The sequence below is a fragment of the Variovorax sp. GW821-FHT06D12 genome (assembly GCF_059419205.1).
The window spans coordinates 144453-169757 of record NZ_JBWKRI010000010.1; the positions used below are offsets into that span (position 1 = coordinate 144453).

The window sequence follows — 25305 nt, forward strand, 5'->3', positions numbered from 1 at the left end:
GAACGGACCGTGCTCGCGTCAGGCGTCCCAGATCAGGCCCGGCGGTAGCAGGCCGCGTTCGATCATGGCGGCGTCCCACGGCGGCACCTTCGAGAACGCCTGGGTCAGGTGCTCGATGAACAGGCGCAGCTTGAAGGCATTGCGCGAGGTGCCCGCGTACACCGCGCTCAGCGAGAACGACGACAGCTGGTGCGCCGGCAGCACCACCTCCAGGTCGCCGCGCAGGATCGCCTCGCCGGCCACCAGCGTCGGCAGGCAGACGATGCCGGCGTGCTCCATGGCGTACTCGCGCAGCAGGTGGACGCTGTTGGTGAGCAGCGCCGCGCTCATGTACAGCGTGACCTGTTCACCGGCGTGATGGAAGGTCCAGCGGTCGCGCGTGGGGTAGCCCGAGTACAGGCCGAGCGTGTGCTTGTGCAGCTCGCGCGGGCTCGCCGGCCGGCCGTGCGCGCGCAGGTACTCGGGCGTGGCGCAGAACACGCGGCGCACCGGGAACAGCGGGCGCGACACCAGCTCGGTCGACGCCGCCGGAAAGATCTGCAGCGCGCAATCGACGCCCGCCTTCACCGGGTCGACCACCGCGTCGCTCACGATGAGCTCCAGGTGGATGTCCGGAAAGCTCACCTGAAAGGCGCGCAGCAGCGTCGCGAAATGCCCCAGCACGAAGCCCGTGAGCGCATGCACGCGCAGCGTGCCGGTGGGCCCGTCCTTGGCGTCGCGCATCTGGTCCATGATGTCGTTGGCCCGCCCGACCAGCTCGACGCAGTCGCGCAGGAAGGCCTGCCCCACGTCGCTGAGCCGGACCACGCGCGTGCTGCGGTGGAACAGCGGCGCGCCGACGTGGTCCTCGAGCTGCTTCACGCGGCTGGTCACCACCGATTTCGACACCCGCAGCTGGCGCGCGGCCTCGGCGAAGCTCTGGGTCTGTGCGACCCGCACGAAGGTCTCTATGTTCTCGAGGCGGTCCATGGGGCATGCAATGTAGCGGTTGCGCGGCGGCGGCCGGTCGGCCGCACGGGTGTGAAGTACTGCGCAATCCCGCTCGGAGATTGACCGCACCCTTCTCAATTCGCCCACAAATGTGAGCATTTCCCTGTGAGATTGTTAATACGGCAACTATTGTCCTGCCCCGAAGCACCCGAGGTGCACAAGAAATCGAAGCAGGGAGTTCCCATGACCAAATCCACGATCACCGTGATGCTCGCGCTGGCGGCATCCGTTCTCATGAGCGCCTGCGCGCACCATCACGCGCCGCCGCCGCGTGCGGAGCCCGGGCCGGCGCACAAGGGCGGCAACTTCTGCCCGCCGGGCCAGGCCAAGAAGGGCAACTGCTGATCGCCCGCCATGCTGAACCCGTTCCTGCGTGACATGACGCCCGACGAAATGCCGACCGGCACCGCGCGGCCGGCCTACATCGCACTGCTGCCCGTGCTGGCCTATGTGCTCGTCGCCATCGCGTTCCTGAGCATGTCGGTGGTCGTGCCGAGCCTGCTCGTGGCCTGCCTGTTCGCGACTGCGGCGGCCATGTCGCTGGGCGCGGGCGTGGTGCTCGGCATGAGCATCTGGATCTTTCCGCAGCTGTCGAGCTGAGGACCGCACGCGATGAGTACTTCGAACGCTTCCGTCTTCCGCGTCCAGAGCTGGCGCACGACCCTGCTGGCGGCCTCCGTGGTGCTGCTGATCGTGATGGCGCTGCTCATGAAGTGGCTGGTCGAGCTGCAGGTGGAAACCGCGCAGGAACGCCAGCTGCGCGAAGCCGTCGCCCGCGAGGCCGACGCCCGCTGCTTCGTGCTGCCCACGCGCCAGGAGGTCGACACCTGCCGGGCCGTCAACGCGGCGGGCCTGACGCCCTGACCTAGGCGCCGCTCAACCGAAAGTGAACGCGTAGGCCTGCGCGCCGGGGTCGACAAACTCGATCTCGAACAGGCGCTCCCTGCCGCTGCCCGCCGACTGCCGCACCAGCTGGTACAGCTTCTGCGCATCGACCACGCCGTGGCCCTGGGCATCGGTGTCGGCGCCGTGATCCGCCAGCGGCGGCTGGCCGTCCACCCGCACCGTGAAACGCACCGGCTTGCCGTCGGCCATCGGCCCGAGCACCAGGTGCAGGTCGCGCGCCTTGAAGCGGTAGGCGATGCGGCCATTGGCCTGGTTCAGCACGGCCCGCTCGCCCTCCACCGTCCAGTCGCCGCCCAGCGACCACTGGTTGGTGCGCAATGAGGAAGCCATGGGCTCGTAGGCCTTGGCACGGTCGCGCGCGATGCCGCCGGGCGACGCGAAGCCGTGCGCCCGCGCATGGCCCAGGTAGGTTTCGCCGGACTGCGCCGGCTCGGCGCCGGGCGCGGCCTGGGTGCCCTGCCCCTGCGGCGCGACCAGCCCGTCGGCGACCCGGGCCTGCCCGGCTTCGGCCAGCAGTTGCTGGATCACCTGCTCGGCCTTGTCGTAGCGGTTCTCGCCGAACTGGTGATGGCGGATGCGCCCCTGCGCGTCGACGAAATAGAACGCGGGCCAGGCCTGGTTGTCGAAGCCGCGCCAGATCGAAAAGTCGTTGTCCAGTGCCACCGGGAACCCGATGCCCAGGTCTTTCACGGCCTTGCGCACGTTGGCCGGGTTCTTCTCGAACGCGAACTCCGGCGCATGCACGCCGAGGACGACCAGGCCCGCATCCTTGTACTTCTCGGCCCAGGCGCGCACGTAGGGCAGCGTGCGCAGGCAGTTGATGCACGAGTAGGTCCAGAAATCGACCAGCACGACCTTGCCGCGCAAGGCCTCGGGCGTGAGCGGCGCCGAGTTGATCCATTCGGTCGCGCCCGCCAGCGACGGCAGCCGGCCTTCGACGCGGAGCTCGCGCGCGGGCACCGGGGCCGGGCGGGTGTCCGCGACGCGCACGAAGCCGGCGTCTGCGCGCTGCGCCTGCGGCGCGTCTTGGCGCAGCGTGTCTACCAGCGCCTGCTCCAGCGTCGACGTGGTGCCCAGCGACAGGCGCGCGAGCCAGCCGGTGTCCAGCCCCAGCGCGATGGCGCCCACGCCGGCCAGCACCGCGGCACCGGCGATGCGCCGCACGCCGTCGCCGGTCGGCAGCGTGCGCTTCAGCGCCGAGAGCAGCCGGCCGCCGGACAGCAGCGCCACCGCGAGCGAGGTGCACGCGCCGGCCGCATAGGCGAGAAGCAGCAGCGAGGTGCCGACGCTCGCGCCATTGAGCGCCGCACCCGTCAGGATCAGCCCGAGGATCGGCCCCGCGCACGGCGCCCAGAGCAGGCCCGTGCCCACGCCCAGCCACAGCGGAGAAAACACCGAGGCCTGCGGCGCATCGGAGATGCGCAGGCCCAGCGCCACCAGCGGCCGGCTCAGGCGCTCGGCCACGCGCGGGAACAGCAGCGTCCCACCGAACAGCGCGAGCAAGGCCATGGCCGCGTAGCGCCCGTATTCGTTGAGCGTGACGATCCAGCCGCCGCCCACCGCCGCCAGCGTGGCGACCACGGCGAAGGCCAGCGCCATGCCCACGAGCATCGGCAGGCCGTGCGAGCGGAACGGCCGGTCGGCGCGCGCGAACACGAAGGGCAGCACCGGCAGGATGCAGGGGCTCAGGATCGTGAGCACCCCGCCCAGGTAGGCGATGAAGAGGATGAGCATGGGGATGTGAAAGATGGGGGGTCGGGTTCAGCGAGCGGGCGCGGCGGCCAAGGCCAGCCGCGCCTCGAGCCCGCCTTCGGGGCGGTTGTGCAGCGTGAGCTCGGCGCCCATCGCCATGGCCAGCTGGTGCGCGATGGCCAGGCCCAGGCCGGTGCCGCCGGTGCTGCGGTTGCGCGAGCTTTCGACGCGGTAGAAGGGCTTGAGCACCGCGTCGAGCTCGTCGGGGGGAATGCCCGGGCCGTTGTCGAGCACGCTCACCACGAGGCGGCCGCCCTCGCCTTCGGCCTGCACGCGCAGCGTCACGTCGGAGCCGAACTTCAGCGCGTTGTCGATCAGGTTCATCAGGATGCGGCGCAGCGCGTTCGGGCGGCTCACGATCGGCGCGCCGGCCCGGCCGTCGAGCCGCACCTGCTGGCCCACGTCTTCGTAGTCGGCCACCATGCTCTCGAACAGCGCGTCGGCGTCGATGCGCAGCGGCGGCTCGGTGGCGCCGTGCAGCGTGCGCGCATAGGTCACGCCTTCGCGCACCAGTGCGTTCATCGCGTCCAGGTCCTGGCGGAATTTCTCGCGGTCGTGCGTGTCGTCCATCAGGTCGGTGCGCAGGCGCATCCGCGTGATGGGCGTCTGCAGGTCGTGCGAGATGGCCGCCAGGATTTCGACGCGCTCCGCCATGTAGCCCGCGATGCGCTGCTGCATGGCGTTGAAGGCGCGCGCCGCGTGCGCCACTTCGGTGGGGCCGTCTTCCGCGAGCGTGCGCCCCTTCAGGTCGGGCCCGAGCTGGTCGGCCGCCGCGGACAGCTGCGCGAGCGGCCGTGTCACCAGCCGCACCGCGACCCAGGCGCACACGGCCAGCACCAGCAGCTGGCCCGCCAGCAGCCACATCACCCAACCCGACACCGGCATGCCCACGCGCATGGCATGCACGACCACGGACGAGCCGTCGCCCAGCCGCACCTCGATCTGCAGGCCCTCGGGCGGCCAGGCCACCTCGCCGACCTTGACGACCGGGAACGGGCGCATCGCATCGACGATGGCCGCGGCAAACTGCTGCGAGGCCTCCGAGGCCGGCGCGCTGCCCTGCGCGCTGCCGCCCAGCACGAAGCGGTAGTTGCGCCGTTCCAGCCGGTCGAGCCAGCCGGCGCGCTCCGCCCCGGGGAGCCGGTCGAGGATGGCGACCGAGCTTGCGATGTCGCGCTCGATGCCGATCATCATCAGCTCGCGAAGCGCCATGTTCCGCTCGTAGCGGATCGCCGCGAAGGTGAGCAGCTGCGCGATCGCCAGACCCACCACGATGATCAGCGTCACGCGGGAGAACAGCGAGCCGGGCAGCAGCCGGCGCCAGCGCGGCGCGGTACCGCTCGGATTCGCAACGGGATTCGCGGAAGTGGACATGGACAGCTTCTTCGGTCAGGCGGCGTGGCGATGCGTCATCGGCGCAGCGGGCTCACACCAGGTGGATGGCAACGTCGATGTTGCCTCGGGTCGCCTTGGAATAGGGGCAGGTCTGGTGCGCGGCCTCGGTGAGGGCCTGCGCCACCTCGCGGTCCAGGCCCGGCAGGCTCACGTTCAGGCGCGCCTGCAGGAAGTACTCGCCGCCGGCGGTGCCCAGGTCGACCTCGGCATCGACGGCCAGGTCGGGCGGCAGCGCGACCTTCATCTTGCCGGCCGCCTTGCCCATCGCGCCGATGAAGCAGGCCGACCAGCCGGCCGCGAACAGCTGCTCGGGGTTGGTGCCGGTGCCGGCGCTGCCGGGCGACGAGAGCTTGATGTCCAGGCGGCCGTCGGAGCTGCGCGCCTCGCCGTCGCGGCCTCCCGAGGAGGTGCGGGTCTTGCCGGTGTAGAGGACTTTGTCGATGCGGGTCATGAGGGTTCCTTGGATGCAGGGTGGTTGGAAAACGCACGGATTGTTGGGCCGACCACCCCCTGCCGGATCGCCTTCTGTATGCCTGTGTATCTGGGCCGTACATCCACACACTACGTTTCCACGGCCACCCCCGGCGCGCCGCCGGAACGCTACATTGCGGCTGCGGCGCCGTGCCGCCAATGCATCCCCTGCCATGACGCCCAAGACCTCCGACCACATCCTCATCGTCGACGACGACCGGGACATCCGCGAACTGCTCACCACCTACCTGGTGAAGAACGGCTTGCGCGTGGTCGCGGTGCCCACGGGGCGCCACATGCGCGCCGCGCTCGAGGCGTCGGGGCCCTTCGACCTGATCATCCTGGACCTGATGCTGCCCGGCGAAGACGGGCTCACGCTGTGCCGCGACCTGCGCACCGGCAAGTACAAGGCAACGCCCATCCTCATGCTGACCGCGCGCAGCGAGGAAGCCGACCGCATCCTGGGCCTGGAGATGGGCGCCGACGACTACCTGGCCAAGCCCTTTTCCGCGCGCGAGCTGCTGGCGCGCATCCGCGCCGTGATGCGGCGCACGCGCATGCTGCCGCCCAACATGGGCACCGTCGAGCCCTCGCAGAAGCTGGGGTTCGGCGAGTGGCAGGTCGACACGGTGGCGCGCCACCTGATCGACGACGCCGGCGTGATGGTGGCGCTGAGCGGCGCCGAGTACCGGCTGCTGCGCGTGTTCCTGGACCACCCGCAGAAGGTGCTCAGCCGCGACCAGCTGCTGAGCCTGACGCAGGGGCGCGAGGCCGAGCTCTTCGAGCGCTCCATCGACCTGCTCGTGAGCCGGCTGCGCCAGCGCCTGCGCGACGATGCGCGCGAGCCGCGCTACATCAAGACCGTGCGCAGCGAAGGCTACGTGCTCGCTTCGGCGGTCGAAGCGAGAGACTGACCGACGCCACGCTCTGGCACTGGGTCGGGTGGCGCGCCTCGTGCGCCAGCCCGCCCGCGAAGAACAGCAGCGCGAACCAGAGCTTCTTGAATCCGCGAGGGCGCGTCATGGGGATTTCCTTCGGGCGATGAGTGGATGACGGGCGGATTGTTGGCCGCCTTCTCACCGTGCAACGGGCATTGCGTATGCCTGTGTATCCCGGCCCGACATCGACACACCACGTTTCGTTGAGGCCGCTTCGCACGCCCGCGTTTGAAATTTAGTGTGGCCGGAACCGGCGCGGATACAGAGGCATACACAAGCCGATCAGCAGCTGGGTTTCCCCCCGAACAATCGCGCCGTCCCCCTTCGCATCCCAGGAGATTTCCATGACCGCCTCCCCCTCGCTGCCGCGCCGTTCGTTCCTCGGCAAGGCCGCACTCGGCCTCGCCGCCACGCAGCTGACATCGATCGTTCCCGCCTTCGCCCAGACCGCCAGCACAGGCAGCGCCCGGCGCCTCGAACCCCTCAAAAGCATCGACGCCGGCAGCCTGCGCATCGGGTACCACGAGGCCGGCCCGGCCGACGGCGCGCCGGTGATCCTTCTGCACGGCTGGCCCTACGACATTCACATGTTCGTCGACGTCGCGCCGCAGCTGGCCGCCGCGGGCTTTCGCGTGATCGTGCCGTACCTGCGCGGCTACGGCACCACCCGCTTCCTGTCGGCCGACACGCCGCGCAACGGGCAGCAGTCGGCGGTGGCCGTCGACATCATTGCGCTGATGGATGCGCTGAAGATCCCCGTCGCCACCGTGGCCGGCTGCGACTGGGGCGCGCGCACCGCCTGCATCATGGCTGCGCTGTGGCCCGAGCGCGTGAAGGCGCTGGTGTCGGTCAGCGGCTACCTCATCGGCAGCCAGGAGGCAGGCAAGGCGCCGCTGCCGCCGCAGGCCGAGCTGCAGTGGTGGTACCAGTACTACTTCGCGACCGAGCGCGGCCGCGCGGGCTACGAGAAGAACCGCCACGATTTCGCCAGGCTCATCTGGCAGCTCGCCTCGCCGAAGTGGAACTTCGATGCCGCCACCTTCGAGCGCAGCGCCGTCGCCTTCGAGAACCCCGACCACGTGGCGATCACGATGCACAACTACCGCTGGCGCCTCGGCCTGGCCGAGGGCGAGGCGAAGTACCAGGCGCTGGAGAACCGGCTCGCCCAGGCGCCGGTGATCGGCGTGCCGACCATCACGCTCGAAGGCGACGCCAACGGCGCGCCGCACCCGGAGCCCAGTGCGTATGCGAAGAAGTTCTCGGGGCGCTACGAGCACCGGCTGGTCAGCGGCGGCATCGGCCACAACCTGCCACAGGAGGCGCCCGAGGCGTTTGCGAAGGCGGTGATCGACGTGGCGCGCGGGTAGCCGCGCGGCCCCTCAGTCGGCGGTGAGCGCCTGCGCCAGCGGCTCGGCGTCGAAGCGCTCGAACCCGCAGTAGCACAGGAAGTGGCGGTTGGCCGCGCGGCCGAACAAGGTCATGCCGAGCTGGGTGGCCAGCTCGTGCCCCATCGCGGTGACGCCGTTGCGCGAGACGACGATCGGCACGCCCATGTGGGCCGACTTCATCACCATCTCGCTCGTCAGGCGGCCCGTGGTGTAGAAGACCTTGTCGCCGCCGTCGATGCCGTGCACCGCCATCCAGCCGGCGATGGTGTCGATGGCGTTGTGCCGTCCGACGTCTTCCGCAAACACCAGCATCTCGGTGCCACGGAACAACGCGCATCCGTGCACCGACCCGGCGTGCCGGTGCACGCTGTTGCGCGATTTCATCTGCTCGAGGATGCGTGCCAGCGTGCCCTGCGCGATGCGCGCCGACTGCGCGGCCGGCAGCCGCACGGCGCCGATCTGCGCCATGGCGTCGCCGAAGACGGTGCCTTGTCCGCAGCCCGTGGTCACGACCCGGTGCGCGGTTTTCTCGGCGAGGTTCGCGATGCCGCGGTGGGTCTTCACGGCGGCCGCCTCCACGCTCCAGTCGACGTCGATGCTCTCGACCTCGTCGGCGCGCCGCACCAGGTCCTGGTTGAGCAGGTAGCCCAGCACCAGCAGCTCGGGCGCGGCGCCCAGGGTCATCAGCGTCACGAGTTCGCGCTTGTCGACGAAGACGGTCAACGGCCGCTCCGCCGGGATGTCGATGTCGCGGCGCTCGCCGTGCTGGTCGACGATCTCGATGCGGCGCAGCAGCGGGCCGCGCGCCGGGTTCAGGCGCGGCGCGCCGGCGCGCCGGGGCAGCGGGACCGCATCGAAAGCCAGCGGTGTCTCGTCTTCTGCGTCGTCTTCACGTGGGGCCATGCGGAATCCTACGCCACCGCTGCGAGCGGAGCTCGAAGGGGTACTGCTCGCGAACGGGCGCGCCATCGGCTATGGTTCGTTCATGCCTTCTTCGGACACTCCCGCGACCGCGCCCACGGGCCGCCCGACGCTCGACGTCGCGGTGGTCATGCGCCGCGAACGCCTGCACGGCCCCTCGAGCCACTGGCAGCCCTGGCGCTGGACGCTCGACAGCGTGCTGCCCGACGAGCCCGGCTTCGGCACCGAGCCGCGCCTCCTGCGCGACGACGACGGCGAGCAGCACTGGCTGCACCCCGGCTTCCAGGTCGAGCTGTACCGCGACGAGGCCGAGGGCTACCACCTCAACGCGATCACGCCGACCCCGTGCTGGTTCGTGCTGTGGCGCATGGACGAAGAGCCCACGCTCGCGCCGCTGCCCATTCCGCGCCCGGTCGTGGTCACGCTCAGCTACTACGAGGCCGGCCGCTGGCTCGATGCGCAGGAAACCGTGGAACAGGTGCCCGCGCCCGCGGAGGTGGTCGACTGGGTGCGCGCTTTCGTCGACGAGCACTACGTGGTCGAGCCCAAGCGCCGCCGCCGGCCCGAGAGCTTCCGCTCGCTGGTCGACCGCTTCGGCAACGCCGCGAGCGTGACGACCGAGAAAAAGCGCGGACGGGGTGCGGGCGATGTCTGAGGGTTTCCTGGGACGCTGGTCGCGCCGCAAGCAGGAAGTGCGCGCGGCCGAGGCTGTGGAAGAAAAGACCCTGCCGGCCGTGGAACTCGTCGCGGCGCCAGCGCCTGCCCCTCTCGCCGAAGCCCCTGCCGCCGAAGGCGATCAGGACACCGCGCCGCCGTTGACGCTCGCGGACGTGGACGCGCTCGACATCGGGTCCGACTTCAAGCCCTTCCTCACGAAGGAGGTCGCGCCCGAGGTCAAGAACGCGGCCTTCCGCAAGCTTTTTGCCGATCCGCATTTCAATGTGATGGACGGCCTGGACACCTACGTCGACGACTACTCCCAGTCCACGCCCGTGCCCGAGAGCGTGCTGCGCCAGATGGCCAGCGCCAAGTTCCTCAAGCTCTTCGACGAGACCCCCGAAGACATTCCCCCGGAAACCCCCGAGGACGCCGAAACGTCGGACGTGGCACAGTCCCAGGGTTCCGAAACGCTTCCCAGCCCGCCGGTTGCCGCGATGCAACCCGCCAGCCAAGAAACCGATGACCACCACGCTGATTTGCGACTGCAACCAGACGATGCCGCTCGAGCCGAAGACGCTCGGCGCGGCACTGGCTGAAACCCTCCCGCTGCATTCGTCGCTGTGCCGCCGCGAGGCGACCTCCTTCCAGCGCGCCATCCAGTCCGGCGACGACGTCGTGGTCGCCTGCACCCAGGAAAAACGGCTGTTCGGCGAACTCGCCACGCAGACGCCCAACGCCACCTCGCCGATCCGCTTCATCAACATCCGCGAGACGGGCGGCTGGAGCCGCGACGCGAAAAGCGCGATGCCGAAGATCGCGGCGCTGCTGGCCGCCGCCAGCCTGCCCGAGCCCGACCCCGTCTCGACCGTGAGCTACACCAGCCAGGGCCGGCTGCTGATCATCGGCCCGCTCGACGCGGCCGAGCGCGCCGCGGCGCTGGTCGGCGACACGCTCGACGTCACCCTGCTCGCGCAGGGCCCCGGTGCAGACGGTGGCGCCCAGGCGCGCCGCTGGCCGGTGATCGCCGGGCGCATCGATGCGCTCACCGGCTGGCTCGGCGCCTTCACGCTGCGCTGGACGCGCGACAACGCGATCGACCTCGACCTGTGCACCCGCTGCAACGCCTGCGTGGTCGCCTGCCCCGAGCAGGCCATCGGGCTGGACTACCAGATCGACAACGCGCGCTGCACCTCGCACCGCGACTGCGAGCGCGCCTGCAGCGTGGCCGGCGCCATCAACTTCAGCCGCGCGCCGCAGGCGCTCGACGCGGCCTTCGATCTCGTGCTCGACCTCGGCGCCGCGCCGCAGATCGACTGGCACGCGCCGCCGCAGGGCTACTTCCACCTGCCCGGCGGCGTCGCGCAGGCCCAGGGCCTGCAGACGCTGCTGCGCCTGCGCGAGCTGGTGGGCGAATTCGAGAAGCCCAAGTTCTTCGACTACAAGCAGAAGCTGTGCGCGCACAGCCGCAACGAGGTGGTCGGCTGCAACGCCTGCGTCGAGGTGTGCTCGGCCCATGCCGTGAGCAGCGACCCGCAACGCCAGCGCATCGTGGTCAACCCGAACCTGTGCGTCGGCTGCGGCGCCTGCACCACGGTGTGCCCGACGGGCGCGCTGGGCTACACCTACCCGCGCGCGCCCGACCAGGGGCTGAAGCTGCGCAAGCTGCTCAGCACCTATGCCGCGGCGGGCGGGCGCGATGCGGCCCTGCTGCTGCACAGCCAGGAAGGCGGCCAGGCGCTGCTCGAACAGCTCGGCCGGCAGGCGCAGTTGGGCAAGGCCCAGGGCGTGCCGGCGCGCGTGATGCCGGTCGACCTCTTTCATGCGGCCAGCACCGGCATCGACCTGTGGCTGAGCGCCGTCGCCTTCGGCGCCTCGCAGGTCGCGGTGCTGTGCACCGGCGAAGAGGCGCCGCAGTACCTCGCGGCGCTCAAGCAACAGAGGGACGTCGCGCAGGCGCTGCTGCTGGGCCTGGGCTATACCGGCACGCACTTCCACGTGATCGAGGCCGATTCGCCCGCCGCGCTGGACGCCGCGCTGGCCGGCCTGCGCACGACCACGCAGCGCGTGCCGGCCACGGCGGCGCGCTTCGCCGTCGGCGCCGACAAGCGTGACCGGCTCGAGATGGCGCTGGACCATCTGATGGGCGCGGCCCCGGCCCTGCAGGCCCCGGCCGAGGCCCCGCTGGCCTTCGCGCTGCCGGCCGGATCGCCGCTGGGCGCCGTCGCGGTCGACAAGGACAAGTGCACGCTGTGCCTGGCCTGCGTCAGCGCCTGCCCGTCGGGCGCGCTGCTGGACAGCCAGAGCGCGCCGCAGCTGCGCTTCATCGAGAAGAACTGCGTGCAATGCGGCCTGTGCGAAACCACCTGTCCCGAGGACGCCGTCTCGCTCGTGCCGCGCCTGCTGGCCGCGCCCGAGCGCAAGCAGCAGGTGCTGCTGAACGAGGCCAAGCCCTGGGCCTGCATCCGCTGCAGCAAGCCCTTCGGCACGCAAAAGGCCATCGAGGCCATGCTCGGCAAGCTGGCCGGGCATGCCATGTTCCAGGGCGAAGCGCTGGAGCGCCTCAAGATGTGCAGCGACTGCCGCGTCATCGACCTGTACAGCGCCACCAACGAAGTGAAGATCGCCCCGCTATGAGCCAGACCTTTCCCGCCACTTCCGCGCTCGACGAGGAGGTGGCCCGGGCCGAGCTCTACGGCCTGCTCGCGCGCCTGTGGTACGCCGCGCCCGATGCCGAACTGCTGGAAGCCTTCCAGGTCGCGCCCACCGAGGCGCCGGCCGCGGGCGCCTTCCTGGAAGAACCGTGGCGCCAGCTGGTCGGCATCGCGCGCGACACCGACGCCGCCGCCGCGCACGAGGAATACGACGCGCTCTTCGGCGGCATCGGCAAGCCCGAGGTGTTCCTGTTCGGCTCGCACTACCTGAGCGGCTTTCTCAACGACAAGCCGCTCGTGCAGCTGCGCCACGACCTCGACGAGCTGGGCCTGGCGCGCACCGAGACCACCTACGAGACCGAGGACCACATCGCCTGCCTGTTCGAGGTCATGCGCTACCTGATCGCCGGCGAGGACGTGGCGGTGGCCAACCTCACGCAACAGCAGGCGATGTTCTCCAGACACGTCCAGCCGTGGCTGCCCGCCTTGTGCGATGCTGTGTTGCAGCATCCGAAGGCGCGGTTCTACGCGGCGCTCGCCGCCTTCACGCGCGCGTTCGGCGATGTCGAGGCGCAGGCCTTCGACATGCTGGACTGAAGCGAACGAATGCGAGGGGTATTCGGGTTGCTCACACCTTGTTGCTGGTCTAGTATCCACAAGGCCGACCGGGTTTCCCCTCTCTCGTCGCGCCCAGCCACTCCTGGAGTCAATATGCAGGACAGCCAAAACACCGGCATCAAGCCGGCCTCCCGCCGCGGATTCTTTCTCGGTGCCGCCACCGCCGGCGCCGCTGCGGTGGCCGTCACCGCGCTGCCGAAGGTGGCGACCGAAGCGCCCGTCGCCGTCGCCACGCCTTCCCTGCCGCCCCCGCCCGAAAACGGCGGCGGCTATTCCCTGAGCGAACACGTCAAGCGTTACTACGCCACCACGTCAGCCTGAGGAGACCCCGTGCTTCTGACCAGAAAATCCCCAGGCACCGCGAGCTCGCGGACCTCCGACGCGTCGCCCTTCGTTCACAGCCTGCGGCGCGGTCTCGCGAACGCCTTGCCGACCATGGACCGGCGCGCCTTCCTGCGGCGCTCCGGCCTGGGCGTCGGCGTGGGCCTGGCGGCCAGCCAGCTCACGCTGATCCAGAAGGCCAAGGCTGCCGACGGCCGGCCCACGGCCATCGGCGCCGGCAAGATCGAGGTGAAGCGCACCGTGTGCTCGCACTGCTCGGTCGGCTGCGCGTCCGACGCGGTGGTCGAGAACGGCGTGTGGGTGCGCCAGGAGCCGGTGTTCGACTCGCCCATCAACCTCGGCGCCCACTGCGCCAAGGGTGCGGCGCTGCGCGAGCACGGCCACGGCGAGTACCGCCTGCGCTACCCGATGAAGCTCGTGAACGGCAAGTACGAGCGCATCAGCTGGGACACCGCGCTCGACGAGATCACCGCCAAGCTGAAGGAACTCACCAAGGCCAGCGGCCCCGACGCGATCTACTGGATCGGCTCGAGCAAGCACAGCAACGAGCAGGCTTACCTGCTGCGCAAGTTCGTGAGCTTCTTCGGCAGCAACAACTGCGACCACCAGGCGCGCATCTGCCACTCGACCACGGTCGCGGGCGTGGCGAACACATGGGGCTACGGCGCCATGACCAATTCGTACAACGACATGCGCAACGCGAAGATCGCGATGTACATCGGCTCGAACGCGGCCGAGGCGCACCCCGTGAGCATGCTGCACATGCTGCATGCCAAGGAGAACGGCTGCAAGATGATCGTGGTCGACCCGCGCTTCACGCGCACGGCGGCCAAGGCCCACGAGTACGTGCGCATCCGCTCGGGCTCGGACATCGCGTTCCTGTTCGGCATCCTGCACCACATCTTCAAGAACGGCTGGGAAGACAAGCGCTACCTCAACGACCGCGTCTACGGCATGGAAGAAGTGCGCGCGGAAGTGATGAGCAAGTGGACGCCCGACAAGGTCGAGGAGGCCTGCGGCGTGAACGAGGCGCAGGTGCTGAAGGTCGCGACCATGCTGCACGAGCACCGCCCCGGCACCGTGGTGTGGTGCATGGGCCAGACGCAGCACAGCATCGGCAACGCCATCGTGCGGGCCTCGTGCATCCTGCAGCTGGCGCTGGGCAACGTGGGCACCTCGGGCGGCGGCACCAACATCTTCCGCGGCCACGACAACGTGCAGGGCGCGACCGACGTCGGCCCCAACCCCGATTCGCTGCCGGGCTACTACGGCCTGGTCGAAGGCTCGTGGAAGCACTTCGCCGCCACCTGGGGCGTGGACTTCGAATGGATCAAGGGCCGCTTCGCCTCGCCCGCGATGATGAGCAAGCCCGGCATCACGGTGTCGCGCTGGATCGACGGCGTGCTCGAGAAGAACGAGCTCATCGACCAGGACTCGAACCTGCGCGGCGTCTTCTACTGGGGCCATGCGCCCAACTCGCAGACGCGCGGCCTCGAGATGAAGCGGGCCATGGACAAGCTCGACCTGCTGGTCGTGGTCGACCCGTACCCCTCGGCCACGGCCGCCATGGCCGCGATGCCGGGCCGGCCCGAGGACGCCAACGCGAACCGCGCGGTGTACCTGCTGCCCGCGTGCACGCAGTTCGAGACCAGCGGCTCGGTGACGGCGTCGAACCGCTCGATCCAGTGGCGCGAGAAGGTCATCGAGCCGCTGTGGGAAAGCCGCACCGACCACATGATCATGCAGCAGTTCGCCGACCGCCTGGGCTTCGGCAAGGAGCTCAGCAAGAACTACAAGATGCAGAAGGTCAAAGGCATGGACGAGCCCGTGCCCGACGACATCCTGCGCGAGATCAACAAGTGCTGCTGGGCCGTCGGCTACTCGGGCCAGAGCCCCGAGCGGCTGCAGGCGCACATGCGCAACATGGCCGCCTTCGACGTGCGCACGCTGCGGGCCAAGGGGGCGGTCAAGGACAAGGTCAACGGTTACGACATCTCGGGCGACTACTTCGGCCTGCCCTGGCCCTGCTACGGCACGCCCGAGCTCAAGCACCCCGGCTCGCCGAACCTGTACGACCCGTCCAAGCACGTGATGGACGGCGGCGGCAACTTCCGCGCGAACTTCGGCGTGGAGCGCAACGGCAAGAACCTGCTGGCCGAGGACGGCTCCCACTCGCTGGGCGCCGACATCACCACCGGCTACCCCGAGCTCGACCACCTGCTGCTCAAGAAGCTCGGCTGGTGGGACGAACTCACGGAGGCCGAGAAGCCCAAGGCCGAGGGCAAGAACTGGAAGACCGACAGCTCGGGCGGCATGATCCGCGTGTTCATGAAGAACCACGGCTGCCACCCCTTCGGCAACGCCAAGGCGCGCGCGGTGGTGTGGAACTTCCCCGACGCGATCCCGCAGCACCGCGAGCCGATCTACGGCACGCGCCCCGACCTCGTCGCCAAGTACCCGACGCACGACGACAAGATGGCCTTCTGGCGCATGCCCACGCTCTACAAGACGGTGCAGCAGAAGAACATCGCAGACAAGATCGCCGAGAAGTTCCCCTACATCATGACCTCGGGACGGCTCGTGGAGTACGAGGGCGGCGGCGAGGAAACCCGCTCCAACCCCTGGCTGGCCGAGCTGCAGCAGGAGATGTTCATCGAGATCAACCCGAAGGTGGCGGCCGAGAAGAACATCCGCAACGGTGAGCGCGCCTGGGTGCACACGCCCACCGGCGCCAAGCTCAACGTGCAGGCCCTCGTGACCGAGCGCGTGGGGCCCGACACGGTGTTCATGCCCTTCCACTTCTCGGGCCGCTGGCAGGGCGAAGACCTGCTGGCCTACTACCCCAAGGGCGCGGCGCCCATCGTGCGCGGCGAGGCCATCAACACGGCCACCACCTACGGCTACGACAGCGTCACCATGATGCAAGAGACCAAGACCACGGTCTGCAACATCGAGAAAGCATAAGGAATCACCATGGCAAGAATGAAGTTCGTCTGCGATTCCGAGCGCTGCATCGAGTGCAACGGCTGCGTCACGGCCTGCAAGAACGAGAACGAGGTGCCCTGGGGCGTGAACCGCCGCCGCGTGGTCACGCTCAATGATGGCCTGCCGGGCGAGAAATCGATCTCGGTGGCCTGCATGCACTGCTCCGACGCGCCCTGCATGGCGGTGTGCCCCGTGCAATGCTTCTACCGCACCGACGAAGGCGTGGTGCTGCACGACAAGGACGTGTGCATCGGCTGCGGCTACTGCTCGTACGCCTGCCCGTTCGGCGCGCCGCAGTTCCCGTCGCAGGGCACCTTCGGTGCGCGCGGCAAGATGGACAAGTGCACCTTCTGCGCCGGCGGTCCCGAAGCCAACGGTTCCGAAGCCGAGTTCGAGAAGTACGGCCGCAACCGCCTGGCCGAAGGCAAGCTGCCGGCCTGCGCCGAGATGTGCTCGACCAAGGCCCTGCTGGCCGGCGACGGCGACGTGGTGGCCGACATCTTCCGCACCCGCGTCGTGCACCGCGGCACGGGCGCCGAAGTCTGGGGCTGGGGCACGGCCTACGGCTCGCAGCAGGCCGGCACGCCGCCCACCGGAGGCACCAAGTGAAGCGCGCGGTCGTGATGCTCGTCGCGCTCGCCTCGGGCGCGATGCTGCTGGCGGCCTGCAGCGAAAAGCCGCAGACGAACGCCGAGGGCGTCAAGCACGACGCGGTGCCCTGGAGCGGCACGGGCACGCAGGCCAACACCGGCACCGCCTTCACCGCGCCCGGCTGGAAGGTGGGCGACAAGACGGCGTGGGAGCAGCAGATCAAGACGCGCTCCAACGGCCAGAACGAGTACACCCGAGAAAACTGAACCGGAGGCCGCATGAGCGTCACCATTCGCACCAGGCACGCGCTCCACGCGCTGCTGGCGACCGCGCTCCTGGGCTGGGCGGCGGTGGCGCCGGCCCAGGAGGCCAAACCGGCCGCGAGCGGCGCCGTGACCGCGGCGCCCGCCCCTGCTTCGCCTGCCGCTGCCGGAACCACCGCTGCGGCTCCGAAGGCCGAGGGCGGCATCCGCAGCCAGAACATCTTCGACGTCAAGCCCGAGGCCAGCGCCGATCCCAACTACCTCAACCAGACCAACGGCGAGCGCAACAAGGTCCAGCCCGGCAACAACGCGCCGATGTGGCGCCAGGTGAGCGGCGGCGTCACCGGCTACAGCAGCCTGCCGGTGAGCCAGGCGCCCGAGGCCGGCAACCTGATCCAGCGCTTCGTGCAGTACCCGGGTTCGCGCTTCACCAACGCAGGCGAGGCCTGGCGGCAGGTGCGCAACGACTGGATCATTCCGTACGGCGCGGCGCTGCTCTTCGTCACGCTGCTGGCACTGGCCATCTTCTATTTCACGCGCGGGCCGATCCGCCTGCACGGCACCGAAACCGGCCGCAAGATCGAGCGCTTCACGCCCTTCGAGCGCGCCACGCACTGGTCGAACGCGCTGGCCTTCGTCACGCTCGCGATCTCGGGCATCGTGATGGCCTTCGGCAAGTTCTTCCTGCTGCCGGTGCTGGGCAGCACGCTGTTCGGCTGGCTCGCCTACGTGCTCAAGACCGTGCACAACTTCGTGGGGCCGCTGTTCGTGGTGACCACGCTGTTCATGATCTTCACCTTCATCCGCAGCAACTGGCCGAGCAAGGACGACTTCACCTGGCTGCGGCACGGCGGTGGCCTGTTCGGCGGCAAGGAGCCCGCGTCGCACCGCTTCAACGCCGGCGAGAAGGCGGTGTTCTGGGGCGGCGTGCTGTTCCTGGGCAGCATCGTCATCGCCTCCGGCCTGTTCCTGGACAAGCTGCTGCCCGGCTTCGTCTACACGCGCGGCGAGATGCAGGTCGCGCACATGGTGCATGCGGTGGCCACGCTGCTCATGATGGCGATGATCATGGGCCACATCTACATCGGCACGCTGGGCATGGACGGCGCCTACAAGGCGATGCGCGAAGGCTATGTCGACGAGGCCTGGGCGCGCGAGCACCACAAGCTCTGGTACGACGACATCCAGGCCGGCAAGATCCCCGCGCAGCGCTCGCAACCGGCCGGCGCATCCGAGCCCGCACGGCCGGCGACGGCGCAGCAAGGAACCTCCGCATGAAGCACACGCTGACCCTTCTCCTGTGCGCACTCGCTGCGACCTCCGCTGTCGCCAAGCTCCCCCCGCCCACGCCGGAAGCGCAGGCCAAGGCCGCCGAGGCCGCGGCCCGCACCGCGTGGAGCGCCAAGACCGACGGCTACCTGCTGTGCAAGTCACAGGACCAGGTCGCCGCCAAGTACCGCGCGAGCGCGCAGGCCGCCGGCAAGCCGGCACCGGCCACGGTGGCCACGCCGCCCTGCGTGGACCCGGGGCCTTACGCCGCCGCCCCCAAGGTTGAAACCAAGCCCATCGAGGCATCGGGCGCCCACTCCCCGGCCCCCACGGCCGCGTCGCCGCCGAGTTCGAACCAGACCTCGGCGCAGACGAATCCCGCACCCAAGAAGTAAGCCGGCGACGCACCGCGCGTGCGCGGACGCGGCTGAAGAAAAACGACCGCAAATGGCCCGCCGGCAAGACCCGGCACGGCCGCCTTGTGCATGGCTGTCGGGTGCCATGCCCGACCACGCCGGCGACCTCCAACTTCTATACTGGCCCCGATGCCCACACCCGAACGAACTGCCTCGACCGATGTGCGTATGCGCGGCTTTACGCAGCGCGCCGAGGTGCCCACCGCCCTCGCCTGGATCGATGCTCACACGCCCTTGCTGCCCGGTGAATCCGTGGCCGTCGACGAGGCCACGGGGCGGGTGCTGCTGCAGGAGGTGATCGCGCCCATCGCGGTGCCCGAGTTCGACCGCGCGGCCATGGACGGCTATGCGCTGCGCGGCGGCGAGACCACGGGGGCCGGCGAATACAACCCGCTCGAGTTTCCAATCGCGGGCCACGCCTGGCCCGGCCGCCCCTTCGACGGCGAGGTGCCCGCGGGCGCCGCCATCCGCATCATGACCGGCGCCCCGGTGCCGCGCGGGCTCGATGCCGTGATGCCCGCCGAGTACGCGAGCGAGCAGGACGGGCGCCTGGCCATCACGCGCGCCGTCGCGCCGGGCCAGCACGTGGGCCATGTCGGCGAGGACATCGCGCGTGGCAGCACGGCGCTGCCCGCGGGCCGCCGCCTGCGCCCGCAGGACGCAGGGCTGGCAGCGTCGCTCGGCCTGGCGCAGTTGCAGGTGGTGCGCCGGCCGCGCGTGCGGCTGCTCGTCACCGGCAACGAGGTGCGCGCACCCGGCACGCCCAAGGGCCCGAGCGAGATCTACGACGCCAACTCCGTGACCTTGCGCGGTCTCGTGGCGCGCGACGGCGGCCTGCTCGAGTCGCACCAGCGCCTGGGCGACGACCCGCAGATCATCTCGCAGGCCCTGGCCGCGCCCGGCGCCGACGTGGTGCTCATCTCCGGCGGCTCCAGCGTGGGCGCCGAGGACCACGCGCCGCGCCTGCTGGCCGAACTCGGCGAGCTGGCGATCCACGGCATCGCGATGCGACCTTCCAGCCCGGCCGGCATGGGGCGCATCGGCGAGACGCTGGTGTTCCTGCTGCCGGGCAACCCCGTCTCCTGCCTGTGCGCCTACGACTTCTTTGCCGGGCGCGCGATCCGCCTGCTCGGCGGCCGGCCCGCCGACTGGCCCTACCCGCGCACGCGCGCCACCGTGGCGCGCAAGATCGTCTCGCAGGTGGGGCGCGTCGACTACGTGCGCGTGAAGATCGGCGCCGACGGCGTGGAGCCGCTCGCGCTCTCGGGCGCCTCGGTGCTGAGCTCGACCACACGCGCCGACGGCTTCGTGATCGCCCCCGCCGAAAGCGAAGGCTTCGGGCCCGGGACCGACGTCACTGTTCATCTGTACGAGTGCCTGTGAAAGCCCAATCGCAATTTCTCGATGTCGTCACGCGGGACGAGGCCGAGCGCCGCTTCCGCGAACACCTGAGCCTCGCGCCGCTGGGCCGCGAGACCGTTCCCCTGCACGCGGCGCTGGGCCGGGTGCTTGCCGACGACGCGGTCGCCGCCATCGACGTGCCCGGCTTCGACCGCTCCAACGTCGACGGCTTTGCCGTGCAGGCCGCCGACACCTGGGGCGCGACGGAAGAACAGGTTCGCGCGCTGACCCTCGTGGGCGAGACGCTCGCACCCGGCATCGTGCCGCAGCGCGAAGTGACGCCCGGCCACGCCACGGCGATCGCCACCGGCGGCATGCTGCCGCGCGGCGCCGACGCGGTGGTGATGGTGGAACACACCGACCTCGACGGCGGCAACGTGCAGGTGCGCCGCGCCGCCACGGCCGGCGAGAACGTCAGCTACGCCGGCACCGACATCGCGCGCGGCGAGACCGTGCTGCGCGCCGGCCAGGTGCTGAGCTCGCGCGAGATCGGCGTGCTCGCGGCGCTGGGCCTGGCCGAGGTCGGCGTGTGGCGCAAGCCGCGCATCGCCATCTTCTCCACCGGCAACGAGATCGTCGCGCCCGGTGCGCCGCTGCCCATGGGCGCGGTGTACGACTCCAACGCCGCCATCATCGGCGCCGCGGTCGAGGAACTGGGCGGCGAGCCGGTGCGCCTGGGCGTGATCCCCGACGACGAGGCCCTGCTGTCGGCCGCGCTCGCGCGGGGCCTCGCATGCGATGCGGTGGTCTTCTCGGGCGGCACGTCCAAAGGCGAAGGCGACCTGTCGTACCGCGTGGTGGCCGCCCTCGGCGATCCGGGCGTGGTGGCGCACGGCGTGGCGCTCAAGCCCGGCAAGCCGGTGTGCCTGGCGGTCACGGGCGGCAAGCCGGTCGTGATCCTGCCGGGCTTTCCGACCTCGGCGGTCTTCACCTTCCACGAGTTCCTGGCGCCCGTGATCCGCGCCTTCGCGGGCCGGCCGCCGCAGCGGCACGCGCACGTGGCGGCCACGCTGCCGATGCGCGTGAACTCCGAGCGCGGCCGCACCGAATACCTGCTGGTGGGCCTGGTGCCCACCGACGACGGCGTGGCCGCCTACCCGATGGGCAAGGGCTCGGGCTCGGTCACCACCTTCAGCAGCGCCGACGGCTTCATCACCATCGGCCAGCACACCGAGATCGTCGATGCCGGCGCCCCCGTGCAGGTGCAGCTGCTGGGCCAGGGGCTGGACGCCGCGGACCTGATCTTCATCGGCAGCCATTGCGTGGGCCTGGACTGGCTGGCCGGCGAGCTGATGCGCCAGGGCATCCGCATCAAGGCCATGAACGTGGGCAGCACCGGCGGGCTGATGGCCGCCAGGCGCGGCGAATGCGACGTGGCCGGCATCCACCTGATGGACCCGGCGACGGGCGTCTACAACCGGCCGCTGCTCACGCCGGGTCTCGAACTGGTGACGGGCTACGGCCGCATGCAGGGCGTGGTCCATCGCCCCGGCGACACGCGCTTCGAGGGCCTGGACGCCGCCGCGGCCATCGCCGCGGCGACCGCGCAGCCCGGCTGCACCATGGTCAACCGCAACGCCGGCAGCGGCACGCGCATCCTCATCGACCGCCTGCTCGGCGGCTCGCAGCCGCCCGGCTACGGCGTGCAGACCAAGTCGCACAACGCGGTGGCGGTGGCCGTGGCGCAGCAGCGCGCCGACTGGGGCCTGGCCATCGACACGGTCGCGCGGCAGTACGGGCTGGGCTTCATTCCCGTGCAGGAGGAGCGCTACGACTTCGTGGTGCCCCAGGCACGGCTTGGGCGCGCGCCGGTGCAGGCCTTCATTGCGTTGCTGCAATCGGCCGCGGCGCGCGAGGCGCTGGGCCGGCTGGGCTTTCGCGTCGATGCCGCCGCTTGATGGCCGAACCGCTTCTTTCTTTCACTCTCGAGGACTGACACGATGACGATGGCTTCGCGCAGACGCTTCACCCTTCTCGCCCTCGCCGGCGCGCTGCTCGCGCCGATGGCGCACGCACAGGACAAGTTCATCGTGCTGGCCTCGACCACCTCGACGGAACAGTCGGGCCTGTTCAAGCACCTGCTGCCTCAGTTCACCAAGGCATCGGGCACCGAGGTGCGCGTGGTGGCGGTGGGCACGGGCCAGGCGCTGGACATGGCGCGCCGCGGCGACGCCGACGCGCTGTTCGTGCACGACCAGCCCGCCGAAGAGAAGTTCGTCGCCGAAGGCTTCGGCCTGCCGCGCCGCCCGGTCATGTACAACGACTTCGTGCTGATCGGACCCAAGTCCGATCCGGCCGCCGTGCGCGGCAACGACATCGCGGCCGCGCTCAAGCGGCTGGGCACCACGGGCGGCGCCTTCGTCTCGCGCGGCGACAAGAGCGGCACCCATGCGGCCGAGCTGCGCCAGTGGAAGCTGGCCGGCATCGACCTGGCCGCCGCCAAGCCGGCCGGCTACAAGGAGTGCGGCTGCGGCATGGGCCAGGCGCTCAACATCGCGGCGTCGACGAATGCCTACGTGCTGTCCGACCGCGGCACCTGGCTCAACTTCAAGAACCGCGCCGACTTGGGCATCGTGGTCGAGGGCGACAAGCAGCTGTTCAACCAGTACGGCGTGATCGTCGTGAACCCGGCCAGACACCCGCACGTGAAGAAGGACCTGGCGCAAGGCTTCTCCGACTGGGTCGTGTCGCGCGACGGGCAGGCCGCCATCGCCGCGTACAAGATCGGCGGCGAGCAGCTCTTCTTCCCGAACGCGGGCCAGTGAACGGCGCGCCGGTCGATGACGGGGCCGGGCCGCGCGATGCGCACGGCCTCGCGGTGGCGATGAAAGCCGTCCTTCGATGAACACCGTGACCGAAGGCTGGGCGCTGGCCTGGCGCCTCATCACCGGCGCCGACCCCGAACTCGTGCGCATCACGGCGCTGTCGCTGCAGGTGAGCGCCACGGCCTGCCTGATCGGCGCGCTGTTCGGCCTGCTGCTGGGCGCCTGGCTCGCGGTGGCGCGGTTCCCGGGGCATGCGCTGGCCGTGTGGCTGGTGAACACGCTGCTGGCCCTGCCCGCCGTGGTCGTGGGCCTGCTGGTGTACCTGCTGCTCTCGCGCTCGGGGCCGCTGGGCGAACTGGGCATCCTGTTCACGCCGTCGGCGATGGTGGTGGCGCAGAGCGTGCTCGTCACGCCGCTGATCGCCGCGCTGTCTCGCCGGCTCGTGATGGCGGCGCTGGCCGACGGCGGCGACCAGCTGCGCTCGCTGGGCGCCGGGCCGCTCGCCACCGCTTTGCTGATGCTGGTGCACGACCGGATGGGCGTGGCCACCGTGCTGCTCACGGCCTTCGCGCGGGCCATCGCCGAGGTGGGGGCCGTGATGATCGTCGGCGGCAACATCGCCGGCGTCACGCGCGTGATGACCACCACCATCGCGCTGGAGACCAGCAAGGGCGACCTCGCGCTGGCCCTGGCGCTGGGCATCGTGCTGCTGGCGGTGGTCGGCGCGGTCAACGGCGCCATCGGGTTGCTGCAATGGCTGGCCACGCGTCCGCTGAGCACCGCCCCGCCGGCGAAGCCGCGTGCGATGCGCCGCGCGCTCGCCCCGCACACGCCGGCCGTGGCCGGCACGGTGCCGCTGATCCGGCTCGAGCGCGCCACGGTGCGCTTCGGCGCGCTGGTCGCGCTGGACGAGGCCTCGCTGACCCTGCACCGGGGCGACCGGCTCGTGCTCGTGGGCGCCAACGGCTCGGGCAAGACCACGCTGCTGCGGCTGCTGCACGGCCTGCTGCCCTGCGAAGGTCGCTGCGAGCGCCTGCCGCTGCGGCCCGAAGGCCGCCTGCCGCGCGCGGCCATGCTGTTCCAGCGCCCGTTCCTGCTGAGCCTCTCGGTGTGGCGCAACGTGTGGGTGGGCCTGTGGCTGGCGGGCGTGCCGGCCGCCGAGCGCAGCGAGCGTTGCGGCCTGGCTCTGGCGCGCGTGGGCCTGCTCGAACATGCCGAGCGCTCGGCGCGCTCGCTGTCGGGCGGCCAGCAGCAGCGCCTGGGCCTGGCGCGCGCCTGGGCGCTGCAGCCCGACATCCTGTTCCTGGACGAGCCCACGGCCAGCCTGGACCCCGGCGCCAAGAACGAGATCGAGGCCCTCATCGAAGAGGTCGCCCATAGTGGCGTGACGATCGTGATGAGCACGCACAACCTCGGGCAGGCCAAGCGCCTGGCCACGCGCGTGGCCTACCTGCACGCCGGGCACATCGTGGTCGAGCGGCCCGTGGCGAGCTTCTTCGACTCGGGCGATCTGCCGCCCGAGGCCGCCCAGTTCCTGCAGGGCGAGCTGGGCTGGTACCTTCAGCCCTAGCGCCGGCGGGCTGGTCGGCGGTTCCGCGCCCCTCGCCTTCGCTTACACGGCATCCCGATCCAGCGAGGCAAAATACCGCGATGGAAATCACTGTCGCGGTCTCGCTGCCGACACGCCTTCCTTCCGGGTCTGGGCGCGGCCACTTCCTTCGCCTGCACAGAGACCTCACCGACCGGCTGCGAACGCACGACCGCCCCCCGATAACCGAATACGCAGAGCCCTCATGAAAATAGCCACCTGGAACGTCAACTCCCTCACCGCGCGCCTGCAGCATGTGCTCGACTGGCTCATCGCCAACCCGGTCGATGTGCTGTGCCTGCAGGAGCTCAAGATGACCGACGACAAGTTTCCGCTCGAGGTGCTGAAGTCGGCCGGCTACGAAGCGGCGGTGTTCGGGCAGAAGACCTACAACGGCGTCGCCATCCTCAGCCTGGCGCCGGTGCGCGACGTGGTGAAGAACATCGAGAACTTCGCCGACGAGCAGTCGCGCGTGATCGCCGCCACCATCGAGACGCCCTCGGGCCCCCTGCGCGTGATCAACGGCTACTTCGTGAACGGCCAGGAACCGGGCAGCGAGAAGTTCGCCTACAAGATGAAGTGGCTCGACGCGCTGCACGCCTACATCGCGCGTGAACTCGCTGCGCACCCGAACCTCGTGCTGCTGGGCGACTTCAACGTCACGCCCGAAGACCGCGACAGCTTCGACCCGGTGGGCCTGAAGGAAACGATCCACCACACGACCGAAGAGCGCGACCACTTCAAGGCGCTGCTCGGCCTGGGCCTGACGGACAGCTTCCGCATGTTCGAGCAGCCCGAAAAGAGCTTCTCGTGGTGGGACTACCGCATGCTGGGCTACCAGAAGAACCGCGGCCTGCGCATCGACCACATCCTCGTGAGCGAGCCGCTGCGGCCGCTGGTGAAGGGTTGCGTCATCGACCGCGTGCCACGCAAGTGGGAAAAGCCGAGCGACCACGCCCCGGTGGTGCTCGAACTCGGCGCGGGCGCCTGACGGC

General features: G+C 70.2%; 25 protein-coding genes. 20 read left to right on the plus strand and 5 right to left on the minus strand.

The genetic code is table 11. The annotated features are described in order from the left end of the window. Nucleotides 1-18: 18 nt before the first annotated feature. Complete coding sequence (locus AC07SQ_RS27540; protein ID WP_062479604.1) at nt 19-969, minus strand: LysR family transcriptional regulator; 951 nt, start codon at nt 967-969, stop codon at nt 19-21. A 204-nt stretch (nt 970-1173) separates the two neighbouring features. Between AC07SQ_RS27540 and AC07SQ_RS27545 the strand changes: the two genes are divergently transcribed. From AC07SQ_RS27545 to AC07SQ_RS27555, 3 genes are read left to right on the plus strand one after another with little or no spacing between them, the layout of a single operon-like run. Further along, nucleotides 1174-1335, plus strand: a complete 162-nt coding sequence (locus tag AC07SQ_RS27545; RefSeq protein ID WP_495273277.1) for a hypothetical protein — start codon at nt 1174-1176, stop codon at nt 1333-1335. A 9-nt stretch (nt 1336-1344) separates the two neighbouring features. Next, on the plus strand, nt 1345-1590 hold the full coding sequence (locus tag AC07SQ_RS27550) for a hypothetical protein (RefSeq protein ID WP_495273276.1): 246 nt from the start codon (nt 1345-1347) through the stop codon (nt 1588-1590). Between the two features lie 12 nt (nt 1591-1602). Continuing rightward, complete coding sequence (locus AC07SQ_RS27555) at nt 1603-1854, plus strand: hypothetical protein (protein ID WP_062479609.1); 252 nt, start codon at nt 1603-1605, stop codon at nt 1852-1854. Between the two features lie 12 nt (nt 1855-1866). Here the strand turns inward: AC07SQ_RS27555 and AC07SQ_RS27560 are convergent, their stop codons facing one another. From AC07SQ_RS27560 to AC07SQ_RS27570, 3 genes are read right to left on the minus strand one after another with little or no spacing between them, the layout of a single operon-like run. Then, nucleotides 1867-3630: a cytochrome c biogenesis protein DipZ gene (locus tag AC07SQ_RS27560; RefSeq protein WP_495273275.1), complete on the minus strand. Its 1764-nt coding sequence runs from the start codon at nt 3628-3630 to the stop codon at nt 1867-1869. 27 nt (nt 3631-3657) lie between these two features. Then, nucleotides 3658-5022: an ATP-binding protein gene (locus tag AC07SQ_RS27565; protein WP_495273274.1), complete on the minus strand. Its 1365-nt coding sequence runs from the start codon at nt 5020-5022 to the stop codon at nt 3658-3660. A gap of 52 nt (nt 5023-5074) precedes the next feature. Continuing rightward, nucleotides 5075-5494, minus strand: a complete 420-nt coding sequence (locus tag AC07SQ_RS27570) for an organic hydroperoxide resistance protein (protein ID WP_307589588.1) — start codon at nt 5492-5494, stop codon at nt 5075-5077. Between the two features lie 193 nt (nt 5495-5687). Between AC07SQ_RS27570 and AC07SQ_RS27575 the strand changes: the two genes are divergently transcribed. Beyond that, nucleotides 5688-6428, plus strand: coding sequence for a response regulator (locus tag AC07SQ_RS27575; protein ID WP_062470956.1), 741 nt, complete (start codon nt 5688-5690; stop codon nt 6426-6428). A gap of 368 nt (nt 6429-6796) precedes the next feature. Then, the gene (locus AC07SQ_RS27580; protein ID WP_495273273.1) at nt 6797-7819 is read left to right on the plus strand and encodes an alpha/beta fold hydrolase; all 1023 of its coding nucleotides are present in this window, start codon (nt 6797-6799) and stop codon (nt 7817-7819) included. A gap of 12 nt (nt 7820-7831) precedes the next feature. Here AC07SQ_RS27580 and AC07SQ_RS27585 read toward each other — a convergent pair whose 3' ends face one another. After that, entirely contained in the window at nt 7832-8743 is a 912-nt protein-coding gene (locus tag AC07SQ_RS27585; protein WP_493192974.1) for a formate dehydrogenase accessory sulfurtransferase FdhD, read from the minus strand. A gap of 82 nt (nt 8744-8825) precedes the next feature. On the opposite strand from AC07SQ_RS27585, the gene AC07SQ_RS27590 reads away from it, so the two are divergent. The 15 genes from AC07SQ_RS27590 (at nt 8826) to xth (ending at nt 25301) form a co-directional block, all read left to right on the plus strand. Then, nucleotides 8826-9416: a DUF3305 domain-containing protein gene (locus tag AC07SQ_RS27590; RefSeq protein WP_095744485.1), complete on the plus strand. Its 591-nt coding sequence runs from the start codon at nt 8826-8828 to the stop codon at nt 9414-9416. Then, nucleotides 9409-10017: a DUF3306 domain-containing protein gene (locus AC07SQ_RS27595; RefSeq protein WP_495273272.1), complete on the plus strand. Its 609-nt coding sequence runs from the start codon at nt 9409-9411 to the stop codon at nt 10015-10017. Before AC07SQ_RS27590 ends, AC07SQ_RS27595 begins: the two co-directional genes overlap by 8 nt. After that, nucleotides 9977-12055, plus strand: a complete 2079-nt coding sequence (locus AC07SQ_RS27600; protein ID WP_495273355.1) for a 4Fe-4S dicluster domain-containing protein — start codon at nt 9977-9979, stop codon at nt 12053-12055. The genes AC07SQ_RS27595 and AC07SQ_RS27600 overlap by 41 nt, the downstream gene beginning before the upstream one ends. Further along, nucleotides 12052-12669, plus strand: a complete 618-nt coding sequence (locus tag AC07SQ_RS27605; protein WP_495273271.1) for a TorD/DmsD family molecular chaperone — start codon at nt 12052-12054, stop codon at nt 12667-12669. Before AC07SQ_RS27600 ends, AC07SQ_RS27605 begins: the two co-directional genes overlap by 4 nt. A gap of 114 nt (nt 12670-12783) precedes the next feature. After that, the gene (locus AC07SQ_RS27610; RefSeq protein ID WP_495273270.1) at nt 12784-13011 is read left to right on the plus strand and encodes a formate dehydrogenase; all 228 of its coding nucleotides are present in this window, start codon (nt 12784-12786) and stop codon (nt 13009-13011) included. A 9-nt stretch (nt 13012-13020) separates the two neighbouring features. Further along, nucleotides 13021-15996: a formate dehydrogenase subunit alpha gene (locus AC07SQ_RS27615; protein WP_495276268.1), complete on the plus strand. Its 2976-nt coding sequence runs from the start codon at nt 13021-13023 to the stop codon at nt 15994-15996. Nucleotides 15997-16005: 9 nt separating this feature from the next. Beyond that, nucleotides 16006-16626 carry a formate dehydrogenase FDH3 subunit beta gene (gene fdh3B, locus AC07SQ_RS27620; RefSeq protein ID WP_062470938.1) on the plus strand — a complete coding sequence of 207 codons (621 nt, stop codon included), beginning with the start codon at nt 16006-16008 and terminating at the stop codon, nt 16624-16626. Next, complete coding sequence (locus AC07SQ_RS27625; protein ID WP_082817975.1) at nt 16623-16874, plus strand: hypothetical protein; 252 nt, start codon at nt 16623-16625, stop codon at nt 16872-16874. The genes fdh3B and AC07SQ_RS27625 overlap by 4 nt, the downstream gene beginning before the upstream one ends. A gap of 12 nt (nt 16875-16886) precedes the next feature. After that, nucleotides 16887-18149 carry a formate dehydrogenase subunit gamma gene (locus AC07SQ_RS27630; protein ID WP_495273551.1) on the plus strand — a complete coding sequence of 421 codons (1263 nt, stop codon included), beginning with the start codon at nt 16887-16889 and terminating at the stop codon, nt 18147-18149. After that, complete coding sequence (locus tag AC07SQ_RS27635) at nt 18146-18535, plus strand: hypothetical protein (RefSeq protein WP_495273552.1); 390 nt, start codon at nt 18146-18148, stop codon at nt 18533-18535. The genes AC07SQ_RS27630 and AC07SQ_RS27635 overlap by 4 nt, the downstream gene beginning before the upstream one ends. Nucleotides 18536-18685: 150 nt before the next feature. Beyond that, a complete protein-coding gene (locus AC07SQ_RS27640) occupies nt 18686-19939 on the plus strand; it encodes a molybdopterin molybdotransferase MoeA (protein ID WP_495273553.1) in 1254 nt (417 codons plus the stop codon). Then, nucleotides 19930-21855 (plus strand): molybdopterin biosynthesis protein, encoded by a 1926-nt coding sequence (locus AC07SQ_RS27645; RefSeq protein WP_495273554.1) that lies wholly within the window; start codon nt 19930-19932, stop codon nt 21853-21855. Before AC07SQ_RS27640 ends, AC07SQ_RS27645 begins: the two co-directional genes overlap by 10 nt. A gap of 48 nt (nt 21856-21903) precedes the next feature. After that, nucleotides 21904-22722 carry an ABC transporter substrate-binding protein gene (locus AC07SQ_RS27650; RefSeq protein ID WP_495273598.1) on the plus strand — a complete coding sequence of 273 codons (819 nt, stop codon included), beginning with the start codon at nt 21904-21906 and terminating at the stop codon, nt 22720-22722. A 76-nt stretch (nt 22723-22798) separates the two neighbouring features. Continuing rightward, nucleotides 22799-24292 carry an ABC transporter permease gene (locus AC07SQ_RS27655; protein WP_495273555.1) on the plus strand — a complete coding sequence of 498 codons (1494 nt, stop codon included), beginning with the start codon at nt 22799-22801 and terminating at the stop codon, nt 24290-24292. A 223-nt stretch (nt 24293-24515) separates the two neighbouring features. Continuing rightward, nucleotides 24516-25301, plus strand: coding sequence for an exodeoxyribonuclease III (xth, locus tag AC07SQ_RS27660; RefSeq protein ID WP_095744475.1), 786 nt, complete (start codon nt 24516-24518; stop codon nt 25299-25301). The last annotated feature ends 4 nt before the right edge of the window (nt 25302-25305 follow it).